The sequence below is a fragment of the Curtobacterium flaccumfaciens pv. betae genome, from assembly GCF_026241855.1.
GTDB classification, from domain to species: domain Bacteria; phylum Actinomycetota; class Actinomycetes; order Actinomycetales; family Microbacteriaceae; genus Curtobacterium; species Curtobacterium flaccumfaciens.
The window spans coordinates 701,155-718,744 of the sequence record NZ_JAPJDC010000001.1; the positions used below are offsets into that span (position 1 = coordinate 701,155).

Sequence of the window (17,590 nt, forward strand, 5' to 3'; positions counted from 1 at the left end):
CTGCGTCGATGGAACGGCCACTGTCGTGTGGTCGCTGGGCCCCATCTTAGTGAGAAGCGTTATCAACAAGCTACCGCAGCATCAGCCCACCGGGGTCGAGTACTGGACCGCCAGGGTCGCCACCAACCCGACGACCACGATGGCGAGGTCGAGCACGGCCAGGGTGACGAGTCGGGCCCGCTGCGGCCGGACGGCCGTCCGCACCACGACCATCGCCACGAACAACGCGACGACGAGCACCAGCGCCGGCCAGCCGATCGCCGGCGCTCGGATCGCCATGAGCACCATCACCGCGGCGACGATGACGGCCGTGACGGCTCCCCACACGAGCCAGTTTGAGCCCGACGCCGTCCGGAGTGCGGGCTGGTCGCCGACGCGGGTGGGATCGGGGCGGCGGGGCTGTTCGTCGGACACGAGCCGGACTATACGCGGCGGCCCCTGCCCGTCCCCGCAGCCGCCCGGCCACGAGATGATGAGGTGTGCACACCGCCGCGACCATCCTCGACGCCGTCGTCCGGCACATCGACGCGACGGGGTTCGCCGCACACGGCATCCACGTGCGCACGCGGACTTCGGCGCCGGGCACCGATGACGTCGCCGAGCACCACTGGACCCCCGACGTCCGGCGCGAGGTCCACTCCGCCGCCAAGGGAGTCTGCGTCCTGGCCGCCGGCATCGCCGCCGACGACGGCCTGGTCGACCTCGACGAACCGATCGCGACGTACCTGGCCGGCACCGGCCTCGGGGCGGAGACCGGCCTCTTGCTCGGCGACGGCGTCGACCGGGTCACCCTCCGCCACCTGCTCACCATGACCAGCGGGATCGACATGCCCTGGTCGGCGACCGAGCTGACGGACTGGCCGGACCTGGCGGCCGAGTTCCTGCGGCGACCGTCCCGCGGCCGGGTGTTCCAGTACGCGAACGCCAGCACCTACACCGCGATGCGCGTGCTCGAGACCCGGGTCGGTGACGTCGGCGCGTTCGTCACCGAACGGCTGTTCGCGCCGCTCGGCATCCGGGACGTCGAGTGGCAGCGTTGCCCGAACGGGTTCGTCGCCGCGGGCGAGGGGCTGTTGCTCCGCACCGAGGAACTCGCCCGCATCGGGCACCTGATCCGCGACCGCGGGGTCATCGACGGACAGCGGATCGTCAGCGCGCGGTGGTGCGACGCGATGCACACCGACTGGGTGGAGCGCGAGGGCACCGGCCCCGGGTACGAGCGGTACGCGCTGGCGGGGTGGGGTGGTCCCGGCCGGCTCTGGCGCCTGCACGGTGCGTACGGGCAGATGCTGCTGTTCGACGAGACCGAGGCGAGCAACGACACCGGCACCGTCGTCACCATCACCGCCGACGACCACTTCGGCGCCGACGCGCTCGCCGCCTTCGTCGCCGACGAGCTGGCCCGCCAGGACCCCCGCCGGTAGCGACCGCGACGATCCGACCTGCACGTCCGCGAGCGCCCGGCGTGGGAGGATCGATCAGTGCAGCAGCAACCCGTCGCGATCATCATCGCGGCCATGAGCGAAGAGGTCTCGGCCTTCGCCGACCTCTTCGGCGGCGTCCCCGTCCTCGACGGCCCCGTCGGTGGCCACGACCCGCACCAGCTGCTCGACATCGGCGGCGCCACGGTCGTCGTGCGCCGCAGCGGCATCGGCTTCACGAACGCGACGGCCGCGGTCGCCCACGGCTTCCACGACTTCGGCCCGGGCATCCCGGTGATCAGCGTCGGGACCGCCGGCGGGCTCATGCACGGTGTCGCCATCGGTGACGTCGTGGTCGGCGACCGGTACGTCAACCTCAACGCCGACGCCACCGCGTTCGGCTACGCCCTGGGTCAGGTCCCCGGCATGCCGACCGGCTACGCGCCGGATGCCCGGCTCGTCGAGCTCGCGATGGGCGCCGACATCGCGTGGCCGCTGCGATCGGCGACGATCGGCTCGAGCGAGGTCTTCGTGACCGAGGGCCGTGCCCGCGCACTCCGGGTCGCGTTCCCCGACGTGGCCGCGGTCGACATGGAGTCGGCCGCGATCGCGCAGTTCGCCCACGTGCACGACATGCCGTTCGTGTCGGTCCGGTGCATCAGCGACCTCTGCGCGCCGGACGGCGCCGAGTTCCGTGAGCACCTGGACGACGCCGCGGCGCGCGCAGCGCGCGTGGTCCACGACCTGGTGCTCGGCCTGCGTTCCTGAGTCCGCACCGGTGCACCGGCCCGGAGGCGCGACTCGCCGCCGCCGGTCTGCCGGCGGTGATCCGGGCCTCCAGTCCGTCCCGCCTGGTCGCGTCCTTGCGTGCGTTCCGCGTTAATCAGATGGCCGGAATTGCGTTCCACGGACGTTCCGGGACGGATTGCGAACTCGGCTCCGAGGCCCTCGCTAGCCTCCATTTCGGGGGGTCAAGGAACCACGGCCAATCACACAGGGAGATCAGCCATGAGCGCCTACACGAGCGACGAGAACGTCGAACCTGCACGCATCACCACCTTCAAGCGCGTCCGCAAGCAGTGGCGTCGGACGGGTGAGGTCGGCTACACGCACAGTGGCAGCGACTTCTTCCGCGACGACGCCCCGGAAGCGGTCCAGCGGTAACCAGCGGCAGCCACGGAGTGCCCGCCAGGAGCGATCCTGGCGGGCACTCCTGCGTCAGCGACCGAGCTGGTCCCGCAGGTAGGGCGCGGTCCGGCTGGTGGTCGACGCGGCGACCTCGGCGGGCGTGCCGGAGGCGACGACCCGACCGCCGTCGTCGCCGCCCGACGGGCCCATGTCGATGACGTGGTCGGCGCTCGCGACGACGTCCATGGCGTGCTCCACCACGACGACCGTGTTGCCCGCGTCGGTCAGGCGGGCGAGCTGGGCGGTGAGCAGCTCGACGTCGGCCGGGTGCAGGCCGGTGGTGGGCTCGTCGAGCAGGTACAGGGTGTGGCCGGTCCGCGCACGCTGCAGTTCCGTGGCGAGCTTGATGCGCTGCGCCTCGCCGCCGGACAGCTCCGGAGCGGGCTGGCCGAGCCGCAGGTAGCCGAGGCCGACCTCGCGGAGGGTCTCGAGTCCGCGCCCGGCTGCGGGCAGGGACGCCAGGAACGGCGCCGCTTCATCGACGGTCATGCCGAGGACGTCGGCGATGGACGCCCCGTTCCACCGGACCTCGAGCGTCTCGGCGGTGTATCGGGAGCCGTGGCACTCGGGGCACGGTGCCCAGCTGCCCGGCAGGAAGAGGAGTTCGACGGACACCGACCCCTCGCCCTGGCAGACCTCGCACCGGCCGCCGGCGACGTTGAACGAGAACCGACCGGCGGTCCAGCCCCGGGCCTTCGCCTCGTCGGTCTGGGCGAACGCGGCCCGGACCGCGTCGAACAGGCCGGTGTAGGTGGCGAGGTTCGAGCGGGGCGTCCGGCCGATCGGCTTCTGGTCGACCTGCACGACGCGGTCGATGAGCGGGTGCGACGTCGCGACACCGGGCAGCACGCCGCCGACGAGCGACGACTTGCCGGAGCCGCTGACCCCGGTGACCGCGGTGAGCACACCGAGCGGCAGGTCGACGTCGAGCCCCCGCAGGTTGTGCAGGGTGAGGTCGCGGAGTTCGAGGGTGCCGATCGGGGACCGGACGGCACGGTCGGCGGTCGGCTGCCGGGGTTCCAAGAAGCGCCGGGTGACCGAGGCCTCGACCTCGGCCAGGCCGGCGACCGGGCCGCTGTACAGGACGGTGCCGCCGCCGGTGCCCGCGCGGGGGCCGACGTCGACGATCCAGTCGGCTCGCCGCACGATGCTCATGTCGTGCTCGACGACGAAGACGCTGTTGCCGCCGGCGCGCAGGTCGTCGAGGACGTCGACGAGGGACTCGGCATCGGCGGGGTGCAGCCCGGCGCTCGGTTCGTCGAGCACGTAGACGACACCGAACAGACCGGAGCGCAGCTGCGTCGCGATCCGCAACCGCTGGCTCTCGCCGGGGGAGAGCGTCGGGGTGGCGCGGTCGAGCGCGAGGTAGCCGAGACCCAGACCGACCAGGACCTCGACGCGGGTGAGCAGGTCGCGGGAGATCGCCACGGCGACCTCGGTGTGCTCGCCGGACGATGCTCGTGACGTCGCCGCTGCCGCGTCGGTGATCGCCGCGATCGGGCGCAGGACGTCGGCCAGGCCGGTCAACGGCAGGGCGTTCAGCTCGGCGATCGAGTGGCCGCCGATCGTGACGGCGAGGGCGGCTCGGGTCAGACCGGTGCCGCCGCACAGCCCGCACGGGCCGGACTCGACGAACTGCAGCACCTTCTTGCGCTGGGTCTCGCTCTGCGAGTCGGCGAGGGTGTGCAGCACGAACTGGCGGGCACTCCAGAACCGGCCCTTGTATGGCTTGGCCACACGGTCGCGCTTCGGCTGCACCTGCACGACGGGCTGTTCCTCGGTGAAGAGCAGCCAGTCGCGGTCCTTGCGCGACAGCTCGCGCCACGGGCGGTCGATGTCGTAGCCGAGCACGGCGGTGACGTCGCGCAGGTTCTTGCCCTGCCACGCTCCGGGCCAGGCGGTGATCGCGCCGTCGCGGATGCTCAGCGACGGATCGTGCACGGCCGATGCCTCGGTGACCTCGTGCGCGGTCCCGATGCCGTGGCACCGGGGGCAGGCGCCGGCGACGGTGTTCGGCGAGAAGGAGTCCGACTCGAGCCGGTCGGCACCGGGCGGGTAGGTGCCGGCACGCGAGTAGAGCATGCGCATCGAGTTCGACAGCGTGGTCATGGTGCCGACGGTGGAGCGGGAGCTCGGCGCGCCGCGGCGCTGCTGCAGGGCGACGGCGGGCGGCAGTCCGGTGATCGAGTCGACGTGCGGGGTGGACCCCTGCGCGATCAGCCGCCGCGCGTACGGGGCGACGGACTCGAGGAACCGGCGCTGGGCCTCGGCGAAGACGGTGCCGAAGGCGAGCGAGGACTTGCCGGAGCCGGAGACGCCGGTGAACGCGACGATCCGGTCGCGGGGGATGTCCACGTCGACGTCGCGCAGGTTGTTCTCGCGGGCGCCTCGGACGCGGATGAAGTCGTCCGGCCCGGGTCGGTCGTCGGTGGGGGCCGAGCGAGGAGCGGGCATTCGCTCGATCGTAGGCTCGGCCACTGGGAGAAGCAGTACCGGTACGGAACCGCGAACGACGAAGAGCCGCTCCGCCCTGATCGGCGGAGCGACTCTTCGTGTCGAGCGGTGTTGCGGTGTTGCGGCAGGTGTTACTTGATCTGGGCGGTGATGGTGGCGGTGCCGACGAGCAGGCCGCGCTTGACGGCGTCGGTGCCGAAGGTCTTGTTCAGCAGGCCGGCGGCGTCTTCGGAGATGTGGACGGTGGTGCCGGTGAGGATGGCGTTGTCGCCCTCGAGCTGGAGGGGCTTGAGGGAGCCGCCGTGCAGCTCGAACAGGAACGCGTTGGCCGCGGCGACCTTGCCGTTGACGAGGACGTCGCCGTAGAGCTTGGACGAGCCCGGGTTCACGACGAAGTTCTCCAGCGTGACGGTGGTGTCGCCGGCCTTCAGGGTCAGCCCCGAGTCGTCGTGGTTCAGCAGGCCCTGCACGTAGGGGCGGTAGTTGCCATCGGGGGACCAGTAGGTGACCGACCCGGCGGTGATCGGGAACGACACCGACCCGTCAGCGAGGGTCGCGTCGCCGGAGACGCCGGGGGTGAGCTTCAGGGCGGTGAGGGCGTCGGTGAAGCCGGAGTCGAGCTTCACGGCGGTGGAGCCACCGAGGACCTCGGGGACCGAGGCGACGGGTGCGGGGATCTTCGACTCGGACGACGAGGACACCGTGTGCACGTTCGGGGTCGCGGCCTGGGCGGAGGAGATCCCGAACGCGGCACCGCCGAGGACGAGGGCGCCGGTCGTGGCGAGGGTGATGGAGGTCTTGAGGCTCTTACGCATCGTGATCAGTCCTTTGCTGTTGTCGCGCTCGGCGCGGTTGCTGTGTGCGCGCCGAACACACCCTTGGTGGGGTGGAGAACCAGCGATGTGCGGCTGGTGAGCGCTCCGGGTGTTTCCCGGTCGTTGCAGGTGATTCGGCACCCTGCGGCGAAGGGTTTGGACGGATCTGCCGTCGTTACCGCTCTGTGACCTTCGGGCTCATCCGGACAGCGGTCACGCCCGCAAGTACGTTCTCTGAGAGGCCGCTGAACGTGGTCCATCGAGAAAGGCATTCCCCATGGCATCGACGTCCAGTCGTCCCACCTCCGTCACCGTGTCGTTCGTCATCTGGCTGGTGGTGGTCCTGGCGAACATCCTGCAGGGCATCATCGGTCTGGTCTCGGGTGGCAGCTCCTCCGCCGCACAGGACGTCGGCACCGCCCCGCTCGTCGGCGGCGCGATCTTCGCGTTCATCCTGGCCGTGATCGAGCTCATCATCGTCTTCAAGATGCGCGACGGCCGCAACTGGGCCCGCATCGTGCTGACGGTCCTCGCGGTCCTGCAGCTCATCGGTGTCGGCGTCGGCGCGGCCTCGGGTGGCAACGCCTTCGGCTGGATCGGTGGCGTCGCGGTGCTCATCGCGACGATCCTGATGTACGTCGGTGGCGCGAACGGGTATTTCCGTCGCCACTGAGCATGTATGCGTGCGTGCGGATGCGCTCCTGCGTGACGCACACCGGTCGCTGAACGCGACCACCTGACGGGCGGGAGGCCCGGTGCCAGCTGGCACCGGGCCTCCCGTCCGTCGTCTGGCCGGGTCAGAACGCCTTGCCCGGGTTCAGGGTCCCCGCCGGGTCGAGCGCGTCCTTGACGGAGCGGTGCATCGCGAGCACGCGGTCGCCGAGCTCGACCCGCAGGCCCGGCAGCTTCAGCAGCCCGACGCCGTGCTCACCGGTCACGGTCCCGCCGAGCGCCAGGCAGTCCGCCACGATCTGGTCGAACGCGGTCTTCGCGCGGGCCTTCGCTGCATCGTCGCCCTCGGGCGCGATGATCAGCGGGTGCAGGTTGCCGTCGCCGGCGTGCGCGATGTTGGCGATCGTGACGTCCTGTGCGTCCGCGGTCACCTGGATCCGCCGGAGCATCTCGGGCACCGCGCTCCGCGGCACGCAGATGTCCTCGGTCAGCACCGGGCCGAGCCGTTCGAGTGCCGGGTAGGCGAGTCGGCGGGCCTGGAACAGCCGGTCGATGTCCCCCGGGTCGGTGGCCCGCTCGACGTCCGTCCCACCGGCCTCGGCGAACACGTCCGCGACGTGGTCGGCGATCTCGTCACCGGCCGCACCGCGCTCGTCGACCCGTGCGAGCAGCAGGGTGTCGACGTCCGCCGGCAGCCCGAGGTGCATCCAGTCGTCGACAGCCCGCAGGCAGGTGCGGTCGACGATCTCGAGTGCCGCGGGGACGATCCCCGCGCGCGAGATCGCGGCCACGGCGTCGCCCGCGGCGGTCAGCGAGGGGAAGTACCCGATCACTGCCCGTTCGTCACGGCCGGCCAGGGGGAGCAGCTTCACGGTGACCGACACGACGATGCCGAGCGTGCCCTCGGAACCGACCAGCAGCCCGGTGAGGTCGTACCCGGCGACGCCCTTCGCCGTCCGGCGGCCGAGCTCCACGACCGACCCGTCGGCCAGCACGACGGTCATGCCGAGCACGTAGTCGCGGGTGACCCCGTACTTGACGCAGCAGATGCCGCCGGCGTTCGTCGCGACGTTGCCGCCGATCGTCGAGATCGCCGAGCTCGCGGGGTCCGGCGGGTACCAGAGGCCGTGCTCGGCGACCGCGGTGCGGAGTGCGTCGTTGATGACGCCGGGTTCGGTGACCGCGTAGCGCTCGTCGGTGTTCACCTCGAGCACCCGGTTCATCCGCTCGAGCGACACGACGATCGAGTCGGCCATCGCGTTGGCGCCGCCGGACAGGCCGGTGCCGGCACCGCGGGGGACGACCCGGAGCCCGGCGGCGGCTGCCCAGCGGACGGCGCTGACGACGTCGTCGGTGCTGCGTGCCAGGACCACGGCGAGCGGTGCCGTGGAGTCGGCCCACTCGGCGTCGTCGTGGCGGTAGCGCTCGAGCGACTCCGGGTCGCGGAGCACCTGGTCGGACCCCAGCAGGTGTTCGAGGGCGGTGGCGTCGGCTGCGGTGGCGGATGCGGCGGTGACGGTCATGCGGGGTGGGGGTCCTTCCGGGGCGCGGCGGTGCGGTTCGGAAGCATCGACGATACGCCGGTCAGTCCAGGCAGAACTCGTTGCCCTCGACGTCCCGCATGACGATGCACGACTCGTTCACCTGGTCCGCCGTCATCCGACGGACCTGGGTGGCGCCGAGCCCGACCAGTCGGGCGCTCTCGGCGTCGAGGGCCGCGAGCCGTTCGGCACCGGTCATCCCGGTGCCGACCCGGACGTCCAGGTGCACGCGGTTCTTCACCGTCTTGCCCTCGGGGACGCGCTGGAAGAACAAGCGGGGCCCGGCACCGGTCGGGTCGACGCACGCGAAGGCCGATCCCTGGTGCTCCGGCGGCAGCGACCGGTCGAACGCGTCCCAGTCGGCGAACCCCGGTGGGGGCGGTGGCACCACGTACCCGAGGACCTCGCACCAGAACCGGGCGACACGCTCCGGCTCGGCGCAGTCGAACGTCACCTGGACCTGTCGCACCGTTGCCATGCGGTCACGGTACGCGCGGGTGCCGAGCCTCGCCGCAGCCGCGTCAGTGCTGCTTGCCGCGCAGGCGGCCGATGCCCAGCACGATGCCGACGACGACCATGCCCAGCGCGAGGCCGACCACGGCCGACACGGCCGTGTCGGCGATCCAGACGACGACGGGGCCTGCGGCCTCGAGCGCGTGCTCGATCACGTGCAGCAGGTCGTACGGCCCGTGCCAGAAGGTCTCGGCGAGGTTCGCGATGACCAGGTGTCCACCGACCCACAGCATCGCGACCGTGCCGATGACGCTGATGACCCGGAAGACCATCGGCATCGCACGCACGATGCGGGCACCGATCCGGCGGGTGCGGCGGACGGAGTTCTTCATCATCTGCAGGCCGATGTCATCGACCTTCACGAGCAGTGCCACGGCGCCGTAGACGACGGCGGTCATGACCAGACCGATCACGATCAGGGCGCCGAGCGTCGGCCAGAGCCCCAGGTCGGGGTCGAGGCCCGCCAGCGCGATGAGCATGATCTCGGTGCTCAGGATGAGGTCGGTGCGGATGGCGCCGAAGACGAGCTTCGGTTCGGTGACGGCCTCGTCGGACCCGCCCTCGTGGCGGACACCGAACCACTCGGTGACCTTCTCGGCGCCCTCGAAGCACAGGTACGTGCCGCCGAGCAGCAGCAGCCACGGCAGGACGCCGGGTGCGAAGGCCGTGAGCAGCAACGCCAGCGGGATGATGATGATGAACTTGTTGAACAGGCTGCCGAGGGCGATGCGCCCGACGACCGGGAGTTCACGAGCGGGCTCGAGACCCTGCACGTACTGGGGTGTGACGGCGGCGTCGTCGATCACGACCCCGGCGGTCTTCGCGCTGGCCTTGAGGGCTGCGGAGAGGATGTCGTCCACCACGGCGAGCAATCCGACTGACAATTCGTTCTCCACTCGTCTGACCTGTGACCGTGCACAGCGTAGTGGCCGCGGAGCATCCTGAACGCCAGCCGCGGGGCGTCCGTAGGCTCGCGGCATGGCTGACTTCACCGCATCCCAGGCCGCCGTCGTCCGGATCGAGCGTTCCGAGCAGGGGCGCTGGGACCTCTCCGTCATCAGCGACGCCGGTGTCGCGATGGGGCACGGGGTGTACCTGTTCGACGCGGACCACGACGACGCCGAGGACGAGCAGGCCGCGGCCCTCGACTTCGTCCGCGACTACGGGTTCCGGTTCGAGCGCGACGCCGTGCAGGCCGACGGTCCCGACGCCTTCTGGGCACCGCTGCTGCCGTCCGACCAGCAGTAGGCGCTGCAGCGCGCGGGACTCAGCGCGCGGAGTCCTCGAACCCGATCAGCCAGGTGACCCCGTACGCGTCACGGACGGTGCCGTCCCAGTCGCCCCACGGGCGCTGCTGCAGCGGGTCGACGACCGTGCCGCCCTCGGCGAGCTGGTCGAACCACCGACGCAGGACGTCCGGTTCCGCGGCGCCGAGCAGTGAGAAGAGCAGCCCCGTCGTCGAGAACGGGGTGTCGCCCTCGCTCGCGTCCGCGGCGAACAGCTGCAGCTCGCCGGTGAGCTGGCCGTGCGCGACGGCGTCGGCCGGACCGTCCGTGCGGGAGAAGTCCGCGTAGGTCGCGATCTGCACGTCGCCACCGAACACCCGCTGCCAGTGCTCGAGGGCCTGCCTGGCGGTGCCGGCGAACTGGAAGTACGGGGCGGGTCCGGTCGTGTGCATGCCCGGCAAGGTACTCCGGCGTGCGGCGTGGGGGAACCCCGGGGCTCGTCAGTCGAGCAGCGCGAGTGCGCGCTCCAGGACGTCCTCCGGTCGTCCGTCGCCGTGCAGTGCCCACCAGGTGAGTGCGGCGCTCGCGGCGGCGGCCAGCGTGTGGGCGCGCACGGCGACGGCGAGGTCGTCGGCGGTGACCCCGTCCCGCTCGGCCACGTACCGCAGGATCTCGTCGGTCAGGGCCGTGACCGTGGCGGCGCCGACGTGCTCGAGCGACGGGTTCGCGCGGATGACCCGGAGTCGGTGCCGGGTGACCTCGACCGCGTCGTCCGGGAACGTCGCACCGATCCGGTAGGCCGCCCGGAGTGCCACCGCCGAGGGCTCGTCGGCCGGCCGTGACCGCAGGGCTTCGCGGAACCGTGCGGCGAACTCGTCGAGACCGCCCCACACCAGCGCCGCCTTGTTCGGGAACAGCCGGAAGAGCGATCGGCGACTGACCCCGGCCGCCGCGGCGACGTCGTCCATCGACACCGCGTCGAAGCCCTGGTCGTCGAACAGCCGGAGTGCGACGAGGGACACGGCGTCGGGGTCGATGGTGCGCGGGCGCCCCGTCGGACGGTCGTTCGTCGAGCGCATGGAGACCTTTCGGCACTGAGTGCTATAACCGGGTGTGGCGCAGCGAGCGCCCCGCATCGAGGAGACCACATGACCGACACCACCGCCGGACGGTTCACCGGCAGGACCATCATCGTCACCGGAGCGGGTTCCGGCATCGGACGCGCCACGGCGACGCGCATCGCGAACGAGGGTGGGCGCGTCATCGCGACCGACGTCGTGGCCGAGCGGCTCGACGCACTCCGCACGGAGCTCGAGGGCTTCGCCGTGGAGACCGTCGTCGGTGACGTCGCCGCGAGCGAGACCATCGACGCACTCATCGCCGCCGCCGGCGACCGGGTGGACGGGCTCGCCAACGTCGCCGGCATCATGGACGCGTTCCTGCCGCCGGACGAGGTCGACGACGCCACCTGGGAGCGTGTCTTCAGCGTCAACGTCACGGGCCCGATGCGCCTGACCCGCGCCGTGCTGCCGCTGATGATCGCCGCCGGCAAGGGATCGGTCGTGAACGTCGCGTCCGAGGCCGCGTTGAAGGCCTCGGCCGCCGGCGCTGCCTACACCTCGTCGAAGCACGCCATCGCCGGGTACACCAAGAGCGTCGCCTTCTTCCACGGGCCGCAGGGCATCCGGGCGAACGCCGTGGCGCCGGGTGCGGTCGCCACGAACATCGAGGCGCCGATGCGCAGCGAGTACGCGGCCCGCCGGGTCGGTCCGATCATGCAGACCACCATCCCGCCGGTCGCCCAGCCCGAGCAGCTCGCCGCCGCCATCACCTGGCTGCTGAGCGACGACTCGGCGAACGTCAACGGCGCGGTGCTGCCGAGCGACGGTGGCTGGTCCGTCGTCTGACCCGTTGCTGCGGCACGAGACGCCGTCGTCACGTCGAGACGCCTCCGGAAACGGGGGCGTCTCGACGACTTCGCGGCGTCGGGCAGACACGACGGCGTGTTCGCCACCCGGCCACCTGACGGACGGGAGGCCCGTGGCGACACCGCCACGGGCCTCCCGTCCGCCTCCGGCCACGTCGACGACGCGCGGTTCCTTCCCAGAGCACGTGCGCTGGAAAGCGGAATCGGGCGTACCGGGCAGGAAGTTCCTACCCGGTACGCCCGATTCGACCCGGTACGCCCGACTCGACACGGCAAGCCGACGGCCGGCGGCTCAGGAGACGAGCGACGCCATCTCGCGCACGACGGCACGGAGCCGGTCGGCGAGCTCGTCGTTGCTCCGCACGGTCTCGCGGTGCGCCACCTCGCTGAGCGCCGACATCACCAGGGTCACCGCGGTGCGGGCGGTCTGCGCGTCCGTGCGGGTGCCGACGACGCTGAGCAGGGACTGGCGCGACTCGGCCATCCACTGCATCACCATCGAGGACATCTCCGGCCGCAGCACGAGCAGCTCCTTCATGCGACGGCGGTCCTGCGAGAGCGGGACGGTGGCCGCGACCAGGGCGCACAGGTCGTCGACCAGGGCACCGTCGGCCTCGGCGAACCAGGCCGCTGAGCGCTCCGGGACCTCGACGGAGTCGAGCCCGAGCGCCGCGTGCGCCTTCGACGAGAAGTAGTTGAAGAAGGTGCGGGGGGAGACGTCGGCGTCGGCGCAGATCTGCTCGACCGTGACGCCGTCGAGTCCGTGCGCGGACACGAGCGTGAGCGCTGCGTCGTGCAGTGCCTGCCGGGTCTGCTGCTTCTTCCGTTCACGCAGCGTGCACGGCTCCGTTGCCGCAGCCGCTGCCGGGGTGGTGATCACGTGGACTCCTGCTGGGTTGGTGTGTGTGGGAGGGGCGCCCGCCCGGAAAGGGGGCACGGACGGACGCCCCGGTCGGTCACCGACGGTGCGTCGGCGTGGATCCGGTCGAACCCGAGCCGGTCGAACCCGAACCGGTCGGCACGGACCCGGTCGGCACGGACCCGGTCATCGGGCCGGTGAACGAGCCGGCCTCGGCTGCGGCGGCGCCCGCCTCGGCCTCGAGCTGTGCCTCGGCGGACATGTCGGCCTGCTCCTGCAGGGCGGACCGCTGCCGCAGCGGCGGCACCCGGAAGAACCAGGTCAGCACGAACGCGAGCAGGATGACGCCGAGACCGACCCAGTAGATCGTCACGGACGAGGCGTTGAAGCCCGCCATGAACGGCCGGGTCAGGCGGCTGTCGGCACCGGTCAGGAACGAGGTGTCGTTCGTGCTGGTGGCGCTGTCGCTCGTGGTGTTGCCGTCGTCGATCTTCTTCGCCAGCTCCGGGGTGAGCTCGTCGACCCAGTAGGAGCGCTGGTCGGCGTCCGCCCAGTCGACGGACACGGTGCCGTCCTGCACGCTGGCGTGCGCCTGTTCGGCGACCTGCTCGAGTGCCGACTGTTCGGCGGCCGGCGTGGCCGCGGCGACCTGCTGGTCGATGACGGTCTGCGCTGCTGCGGCGGGCACGGCACCGGCGGTGACCTGCTGCTGCACCGCCGCGGTGACCTGCTCGGTGACCGCGGCGTCGGCGGCCTGCTTCGCCTTCGCCGAGGCGGCGTCGAGCTGCGACTGCACGGTCTTCGTCAGCGGGGTGACGACGGGCGTCCAGATCTTGTCCATGGCGCCCTGGTTCGCCTTCGCGCTGGCGACGGTCGGGTTGAGCGCGGCGTCGAGCGCCGGACCGAGGTCCTTCTGGTTCGCGGTCGCGGTCAGGATGTTCGCCGGCATCACCGAGAACAGGATGGACAGCAGCACGGCGGTGCCGAGCGTGCCACCGATCTGGCGGAAGAACGTGGCGGACGACGTGGCGACGCCCATGTCACGGGCCTCGACGGAGCCCTGCGACGCCAGGGTCAGCGACTGCATGACCGAGCCGAGACCGAGACCGATGAGGAACATGCCGATCATCAGGAACCAGAGCGGCTTGTCGATCGACATGAACGTCAGGACGACGTAGCCGGCGGAGACGAGCGCGGTGCCGATGACCGGGAAGATCCGGTACCGGCCGACGCGGGCGACGATCTGCCCCGAGGTGATCGAGGCGATCATCAGACCACCGACGAGCGGCAGCGTCGCGAAGCCGGACTCGGTCGGGGTCAGTCCGACGACGATCTGCAGGTAGAGCGGGATGGTCAGCATCGCACCGAACATCGCGAAGCCGACCAGGAATCCGATGACGGTCGCCATCGAGAACGTGCCCGAGCGGAACAGCTTGAGCGGGATGATCGCCGCGTCCCCCATCTTCGACTCGATGAGCAGCAGGCCGATCAGGCCGACGACACCGACGACGTAGCAGGCGATGGCGGCGGGGGAGCCCCAGCCCCAGATGCGGCCCTGTTCGGCGACGAGCAGGAGCGGCACGAGGGTGACGATGACGGCGGTCGCGCCCCACCAGTCGACCTTCGGCTTCGCGTCGCCGGCGCCGTGCACCTTCGGCAGGTGCAGGAACACGATGACCATGAGGAGCGCCGCGACACCGATCGGCACGTTGATCAGGAGCACCCAGCGCCAGCCCGTGATCCACAGGATCTCGGAGGAACCGGCGAGCAGACCGCCGATGAGCGGGCCGATGACGGACGAGATGCCGAACACGGCGAGGAAGTACCCCTGGTACTTGGCACGCTCACGCGGGGCGAGGATGTCGCCCATGATCGCGAGCGGGAGCGACATCAGCGCACCGGCACCGATGCCCTGCACCGCGCGGAAGGCGGCGAGCATGAGCATCGAGGTCGACATCGACGACAGGACGGCGCCGAGGATGAAGACGACGATGCCGAAGATGTACAGCGGACGGCGGCCGAAGATGTCGGAGAGCTTGCCGTAGATCGGCGTCGCGATCGTCGAGGTGATGAGGTACGCGGTCGTCACCCAGGCCTGCTGGTCGAGCCCGTGCAGGTCGTCGCCGATCGTGCGGATCGCCGTGCCGAACACCGTCTGGCCGAGCGAGGACAGGAACATGCCCGCCATCAGGCCGTAGATCACCAGGAGGATCTGACGGTGGGTCATCAGCGGCTGCTGGCCGGCGCCTCCGGAGGCCGCGGGGGCCTCGGCGGTGTGCCGACCGTGCTGCACCGGGACGGGTGCGGTGGCGGTCATCGAACTCCTTTTTCTGGCTGTGAAACTTTGCAGACCGCGCAACGATACATCTGTTGCTTCCGGCAAGCAACTAAATGTGCCCGCTACGCTGAGCCCGTGACCGACGACCGGCGTGCCGCCGAGCGACTCCTGCGATCCCAGCTCGACCGGCTGTGGGTCCGGCAGACCCTGCGCTCCTCGCTCATCGAGTCCCGTGGCGGCCTCGACCCGACGGCCCGCGTGATCCTGCGAGCCGTCGCCGGGCACGGGCCGGTCCGGGCGACCGCGATCGCCGACGCGACGGGGCTGTCGCGCCCGGTGATCAGCCGCCGGGTCGCCTCGCTGATCGAGGCCGAGCACCTGATCGGGTCGCCGGACCCCGCGGACGGCCGTGCCACGCTCGTCACGCTCGCCCCCGCCGGCCGACGACTGCTCGATGAGCTGGACGCCGCCGGCGCCGAGGTGTTCGACGACCTGACGGAGGAGTTCGCCTCCGACGAGCTGCGCTCGCTCGCCGAGATGCTGACGCGACTGAACGACCGGGCGGACGCGGTCCTGGGGATCGGCACCGCGCGCTCCTGACGCGACCAACAGGACGGACGGGAGGCCCGTGGCGGCGTCGCCACGGGCCTCCCGTCCCTGCGGAGCGCGCATTCGAGATACCGTTGGTGGTATGAGCACGGACACCACCCCCACCACTGAGACCCTCGACGACGGGCCCGTGGTGACGTTCGCCGATCTCGGCCTGAGCGACGCTGTGCTCAAGGCCGTCAAGGACATCGGTTACGAGACCCCTTCCGCCATCCAGGAAGCCACCATCCCCACGCTCCTCGCCGGGCGCGACGTCGTCGGCCTGGCGCAGACCGGTACCGGCAAGACCGCGGCCTTCGCGCTGCCGATCCTGTCCCGCATGGAGTCCGGCAGCAAGAAGCCGCAGGCGCTCGTGCTGTCCCCGACGCGCGAGCTCGCCCTGCAGGTGTGCGAGGCGTTCGAGCAGTTCGCGTCCCACATGAAGAACGTCCACGTCCTGCCCGTCTACGGCGGCCAGGCCTACGGCGTGCAGCTCTCCGCCCTGCGCCGCGGCGTCGACGTGATCGTCGGCACCCCCGGTCGCATCATGGACCACCTGGCGAAGGGCACGCTCGACCTGTCCGAGCTGAAGTACCTGGTGCTCGACGAGGCCGACGAGATGCTCAAGATGGGCTTCGCCGAGGACGTCGAGACGATCCTCGCCGACACCCCCGACGACAAGCAGGTCGCGCTCTTCTCAGCGACCATGCCCGCGCAGATCCGCCGCATCTCGCAGCAGTACCTGACCGACCCGGCCGAGATCACCGTCAAGACCAAGACGAAGACCGCCGCGAACATCACGCAGCGCTACCTGATGGTCTCGTACCCGCAGAAGGTCGACGCGCTCACCCGCATCCTCGAGGTCGAGGACTTCGAGGGCATGATCATCTTCGTCCGCACCAAGAGCGAGACCGAGACCCTGGCCGAGAAGCTCCGCGCCCGCGGGTACGCCGCCGCCGCGATCAGCGGTGACGTCGCCCAGGCCCAGCGCGAGCGCACGGTCAACCAGCTGAAGTCGGGCAAGCTCGACATCCTGGTCGCCACCGACGTCGCCGCCCGTGGCCTCGACGTCGACCGCATCACGCACGTCGTGAACTTCGACATCCCGGTCGACATCGAGTCCTACGTGCACCGCATCGGCCGGACCGGTCGCGCTGGCCGCTCGGGCGACTCGATCAGCTTCGTCACCCCGCGTGAGCGTCGCCTGCTGTCCGCGATCGAGCGCCACACCAAGCAGCCGCTCACGCAGATGCAGCTGCCGACCATCGACGACGTCAACGAGACGCGCCTGACCCGCTTCGACGACGCCATCACCGCGGCGCTCGAGGACCAGGGCCGGATCGCCGCCTTCCGCGACGTCATCGCGCACTACGTCGAGCACCACGACGTCCCCTCGGACGACGTCGCCGCCGCCCTGGCCGTCGTGGCGCAGGGCGACTCGCCGCTGCTCCTCACCGCGGCCGACGACGCCCTCCGCAGCCAGATGGAGCGCGACGCCCGCCGCAGCGAGCGCGACGAGCGCGGTGCCCGCGATGACCGTGGCGGCCGCAACGACCGTGGCGACCGTGGTGGCGACCGCGACCGTGGTGACCGCGGCGACCGTGGCCCGCGCCGTTCGCAGCCGATGTCCCCGTACCGCATCGAGGTCGGCCGTCGTCACCGCGTCGAGCCGCGCCAGATCGTCGGTGCCCTGGCCAACGAAGGCGGCCTGCGTCGCGACGACTTCGGTGCGATCCAGATCCGTCCGGACTTCTCGATCGTCGAGCTGCCGGCCGACATGGACCCCGGTGTGCTCGACCGCCTGACCGACACCCGGATCAGCGGCAAGCTCATCGAGATCCGTGCGGACCGCCGTGGTGGTGGCCGCCGCGACGACCGCGACGACCGTCCGGAGCGCAAGCCGCGCTACTGAGACGCGCCGCGTCCGAGACGCGACCCCCTTCTGACGGGAGGCCCGGTGCCAGCTGGCACCGGGCCTCCCGTCCGTCGTCGGTGCGGGTCCCGGGCCCGCGAGACGCCGTCGTGTCGGTTCCACGCCGCCGAGTCGGCGAGACGCCGTCTGATTCGGCGGTGTCTCGGGAACACGACGGCGTCTGCCGGTAGGGCCC

At 71.1% G+C, this 17,590-nt stretch carries 18 protein-coding genes; 8 read left to right on the forward strand and 10 right to left on the reverse strand.

Annotated features, from left to right (window positions below; all coding sequences use genetic code 11):
* Nucleotides 1–81: 81 nt before the first annotated feature.
* Nucleotides 82–414: a hypothetical protein gene (locus ORG17_RS03415; RefSeq protein WP_214526600.1), complete on the reverse strand. Its 333-nt coding sequence runs from the start codon at nucleotides 412–414 to the stop codon at nucleotides 82–84.
* Between the two features lie 65 nt (nucleotides 415–479).
* On the opposite strand from ORG17_RS03415, the gene ORG17_RS03420 reads away from it, so the two are divergent.
* The 3 genes from ORG17_RS03420 to ORG17_RS03430 all read left to right on the forward strand — a co-directional run bounded on the left by ORG17_RS03420 (nucleotide 480) and on the right by ORG17_RS03430 (nucleotide 2,585).
* Nucleotides 480–1,424, forward strand: coding sequence for a serine hydrolase domain-containing protein (locus ORG17_RS03420; RefSeq protein ID WP_214526601.1), 945 nt, complete (start codon nucleotides 480–482; stop codon nucleotides 1,422–1,424).
* A 57-nt stretch (nucleotides 1,425–1,481) separates the two neighbouring features.
* The gene (mtnN, locus tag ORG17_RS03425; RefSeq protein ID WP_083404427.1) at nucleotides 1,482–2,189 is read left to right on the forward strand and encodes a 5'-methylthioadenosine/S-adenosylhomocysteine nucleosidase; all 708 of its coding nucleotides are present in this window, start codon (nucleotides 1,482–1,484) and stop codon (nucleotides 2,187–2,189) included.
* Nucleotides 2,190–2,429: 240 nt separating this feature from the next.
* Entirely contained in the window at nucleotides 2,430–2,585 is a 156-nt protein-coding gene (locus tag ORG17_RS03430) for a hypothetical protein (RefSeq protein WP_155896774.1), read from the forward strand.
* Between the two features lie 54 nt (nucleotides 2,586–2,639).
* On the opposite strand, the gene ORG17_RS03435 is transcribed toward ORG17_RS03430, so the two are convergent.
* Both ORG17_RS03435 and ORG17_RS03440 read right to left on the reverse strand, forming a co-directional pair.
* Complete coding sequence (locus ORG17_RS03435) at nucleotides 2,640–5,063, reverse strand: excinuclease ABC subunit UvrA (protein WP_214526602.1); 2,424 nt, start codon at nucleotides 5,061–5,063, stop codon at nucleotides 2,640–2,642.
* 131 nt (nucleotides 5,064–5,194) lie between these two features.
* Nucleotides 5,195–5,878 carry a hypothetical protein gene (locus ORG17_RS03440; protein ID WP_110865654.1) on the reverse strand — a complete coding sequence of 228 codons (684 nt, stop codon included), beginning with the start codon at nucleotides 5,876–5,878 and terminating at the stop codon, nucleotides 5,195–5,197.
* A gap of 277 nt (nucleotides 5,879–6,155) precedes the next feature.
* Here ORG17_RS03440 and ORG17_RS03445 point away from each other — a divergent pair, with 277 nt between their 5' ends.
* Nucleotides 6,156–6,551, forward strand: coding sequence for a hypothetical protein (locus tag ORG17_RS03445; protein WP_051596478.1), 396 nt, complete (start codon nucleotides 6,156–6,158; stop codon nucleotides 6,549–6,551).
* A 124-nt stretch (nucleotides 6,552–6,675) separates the two neighbouring features.
* On the opposite strand, the gene ORG17_RS03450 is transcribed toward ORG17_RS03445, so the two are convergent.
* From ORG17_RS03450 to ORG17_RS03460, 3 genes are all read right to left on the reverse strand, one after another.
* Entirely contained in the window at nucleotides 6,676–8,073 is a 1,398-nt protein-coding gene (locus ORG17_RS03450) for an FAD-binding oxidoreductase (protein WP_214526603.1), read from the reverse strand.
* Nucleotides 8,074–8,134: 61 nt separating this feature from the next.
* Nucleotides 8,135–8,569, reverse strand: coding sequence for a VOC family protein (locus tag ORG17_RS03455; RefSeq protein WP_214526604.1), 435 nt, complete (start codon nucleotides 8,567–8,569; stop codon nucleotides 8,135–8,137).
* Between the two features lie 43 nt (nucleotides 8,570–8,612).
* A complete protein-coding gene (locus tag ORG17_RS03460) occupies nucleotides 8,613–9,488 on the reverse strand; it encodes a DUF808 domain-containing protein (protein WP_214526605.1) in 876 nt (291 codons plus the stop codon).
* 94 nt (nucleotides 9,489–9,582) lie between these two features.
* On the opposite strand from ORG17_RS03460, the gene ORG17_RS03465 reads away from it, so the two are divergent.
* Nucleotides 9,583–9,852 carry a hypothetical protein gene (locus tag ORG17_RS03465; RefSeq protein ID WP_071245932.1) on the forward strand — a complete coding sequence of 90 codons (270 nt, stop codon included), beginning with the start codon at nucleotides 9,583–9,585 and terminating at the stop codon, nucleotides 9,850–9,852.
* Nucleotides 9,853–9,871: 19 nt separating this feature from the next.
* Here ORG17_RS03465 and ORG17_RS03470 read toward each other — a convergent pair whose 3' ends face one another.
* Nucleotides 9,872–10,282, reverse strand: a complete 411-nt coding sequence (locus ORG17_RS03470; RefSeq protein ID WP_214526606.1) for a VOC family protein — start codon at nucleotides 10,280–10,282, stop codon at nucleotides 9,872–9,874.
* Between the two features lie 48 nt (nucleotides 10,283–10,330).
* Entirely contained in the window at nucleotides 10,331–10,909 is a 579-nt protein-coding gene (locus ORG17_RS03475; RefSeq protein WP_138802645.1) for a TetR family transcriptional regulator, read from the reverse strand.
* A 69-nt stretch (nucleotides 10,910–10,978) separates the two neighbouring features.
* Between ORG17_RS03475 and ORG17_RS03480 the strand changes: the two genes are divergently transcribed.
* Entirely contained in the window at nucleotides 10,979–11,737 is a 759-nt protein-coding gene (locus ORG17_RS03480; protein ID WP_027464432.1) for an SDR family NAD(P)-dependent oxidoreductase, read from the forward strand.
* A 312-nt stretch (nucleotides 11,738–12,049) separates the two neighbouring features.
* Here the strand turns inward: ORG17_RS03480 and ORG17_RS03485 are convergent, their stop codons facing one another.
* Entirely contained in the window at nucleotides 12,050–12,637 is a 588-nt protein-coding gene (locus ORG17_RS03485; protein ID WP_214526607.1) for a TetR/AcrR family transcriptional regulator, read from the reverse strand.
* 76 nt (nucleotides 12,638–12,713) lie between these two features.
* Nucleotides 12,714–14,933: an MDR family MFS transporter gene (locus ORG17_RS03490; RefSeq protein ID WP_250892238.1), complete on the reverse strand. Its 2,220-nt coding sequence runs from the start codon at nucleotides 14,931–14,933 to the stop codon at nucleotides 12,714–12,716.
* A 96-nt stretch (nucleotides 14,934–15,029) separates the two neighbouring features.
* Between ORG17_RS03490 and ORG17_RS03495 the strand changes: the two genes are divergently transcribed.
* Nucleotides 15,030–15,494 (forward strand): MarR family winged helix-turn-helix transcriptional regulator, encoded by a 465-nt coding sequence (locus tag ORG17_RS03495; protein ID WP_027464433.1) that lies wholly within the window; start codon nucleotides 15,030–15,032, stop codon nucleotides 15,492–15,494.
* Between the two features lie 91 nt (nucleotides 15,495–15,585).
* On the forward strand, nucleotides 15,586–17,394 hold the full coding sequence (locus ORG17_RS03500) for a DEAD/DEAH box helicase (RefSeq protein WP_071245939.1): 1,809 nt from the start codon (nucleotides 15,586–15,588) through the stop codon (nucleotides 17,392–17,394).
* The last annotated feature ends 196 nt before the right edge of the window (nucleotides 17,395–17,590 follow it).

Bases quoted from the DNA above. Each gene is read 5' to 3' on its own strand.
- ORG17_RS03430 (WP_155896774.1), top strand. From the start codon at position 2,430: ATGAGCGCCTACACGAGCGACGAGAACGTCGAACCTGCACGCATCACC.
- ORG17_RS03435 (WP_214526602.1), bottom strand. From the start codon at position 5,063: ATGCCCGCTCCTCGCTCGGCCCCCACCGACGACCGACCCGGGCCGGAC.
- ORG17_RS03440 (WP_110865654.1), bottom strand. From the start codon at position 5,878: ATGCGTAAGAGCCTCAAGACCTCCATCACCCTCGCCACGACCGGCGCC.
- ORG17_RS03445 (WP_051596478.1), top strand. From the start codon at position 6,156: ATGGCATCGACGTCCAGTCGTCCCACCTCCGTCACCGTGTCGTTCGTC.
- ORG17_RS03450 (WP_214526603.1), bottom strand. From the start codon at position 8,073: ATGACCGTCACCGCCGCATCCGCCACCGCAGCCGACGCCACCGCCCTC.
- ORG17_RS03455 (WP_214526604.1), bottom strand. From the start codon at position 8,569: ATGGCAACGGTGCGACAGGTCCAGGTGACGTTCGACTGCGCCGAGCCG.
- ORG17_RS03465 (WP_071245932.1), top strand. From the start codon at position 9,583: ATGGCTGACTTCACCGCATCCCAGGCCGCCGTCGTCCGGATCGAGCGT.
- ORG17_RS03470 (WP_214526606.1), bottom strand. From the start codon at position 10,282: ATGCACACGACCGGACCCGCCCCGTACTTCCAGTTCGCCGGCACCGCC.
- ORG17_RS03475 (WP_138802645.1), bottom strand. From the start codon at position 10,909: ATGCGCTCGACGAACGACCGTCCGACGGGGCGCCCGCGCACCATCGAC.
- ORG17_RS03480 (WP_027464432.1), top strand. From the start codon at position 10,979: ATGACCGACACCACCGCCGGACGGTTCACCGGCAGGACCATCATCGTC.
- ORG17_RS03490 (WP_250892238.1), bottom strand. From the start codon at position 14,933: ATGACCGCCACCGCACCCGTCCCGGTGCAGCACGGTCGGCACACCGCC.
- ORG17_RS03500 (WP_071245939.1), top strand. From the start codon at position 15,586: ATGAGCACGGACACCACCCCCACCACTGAGACCCTCGACGACGGGCCC.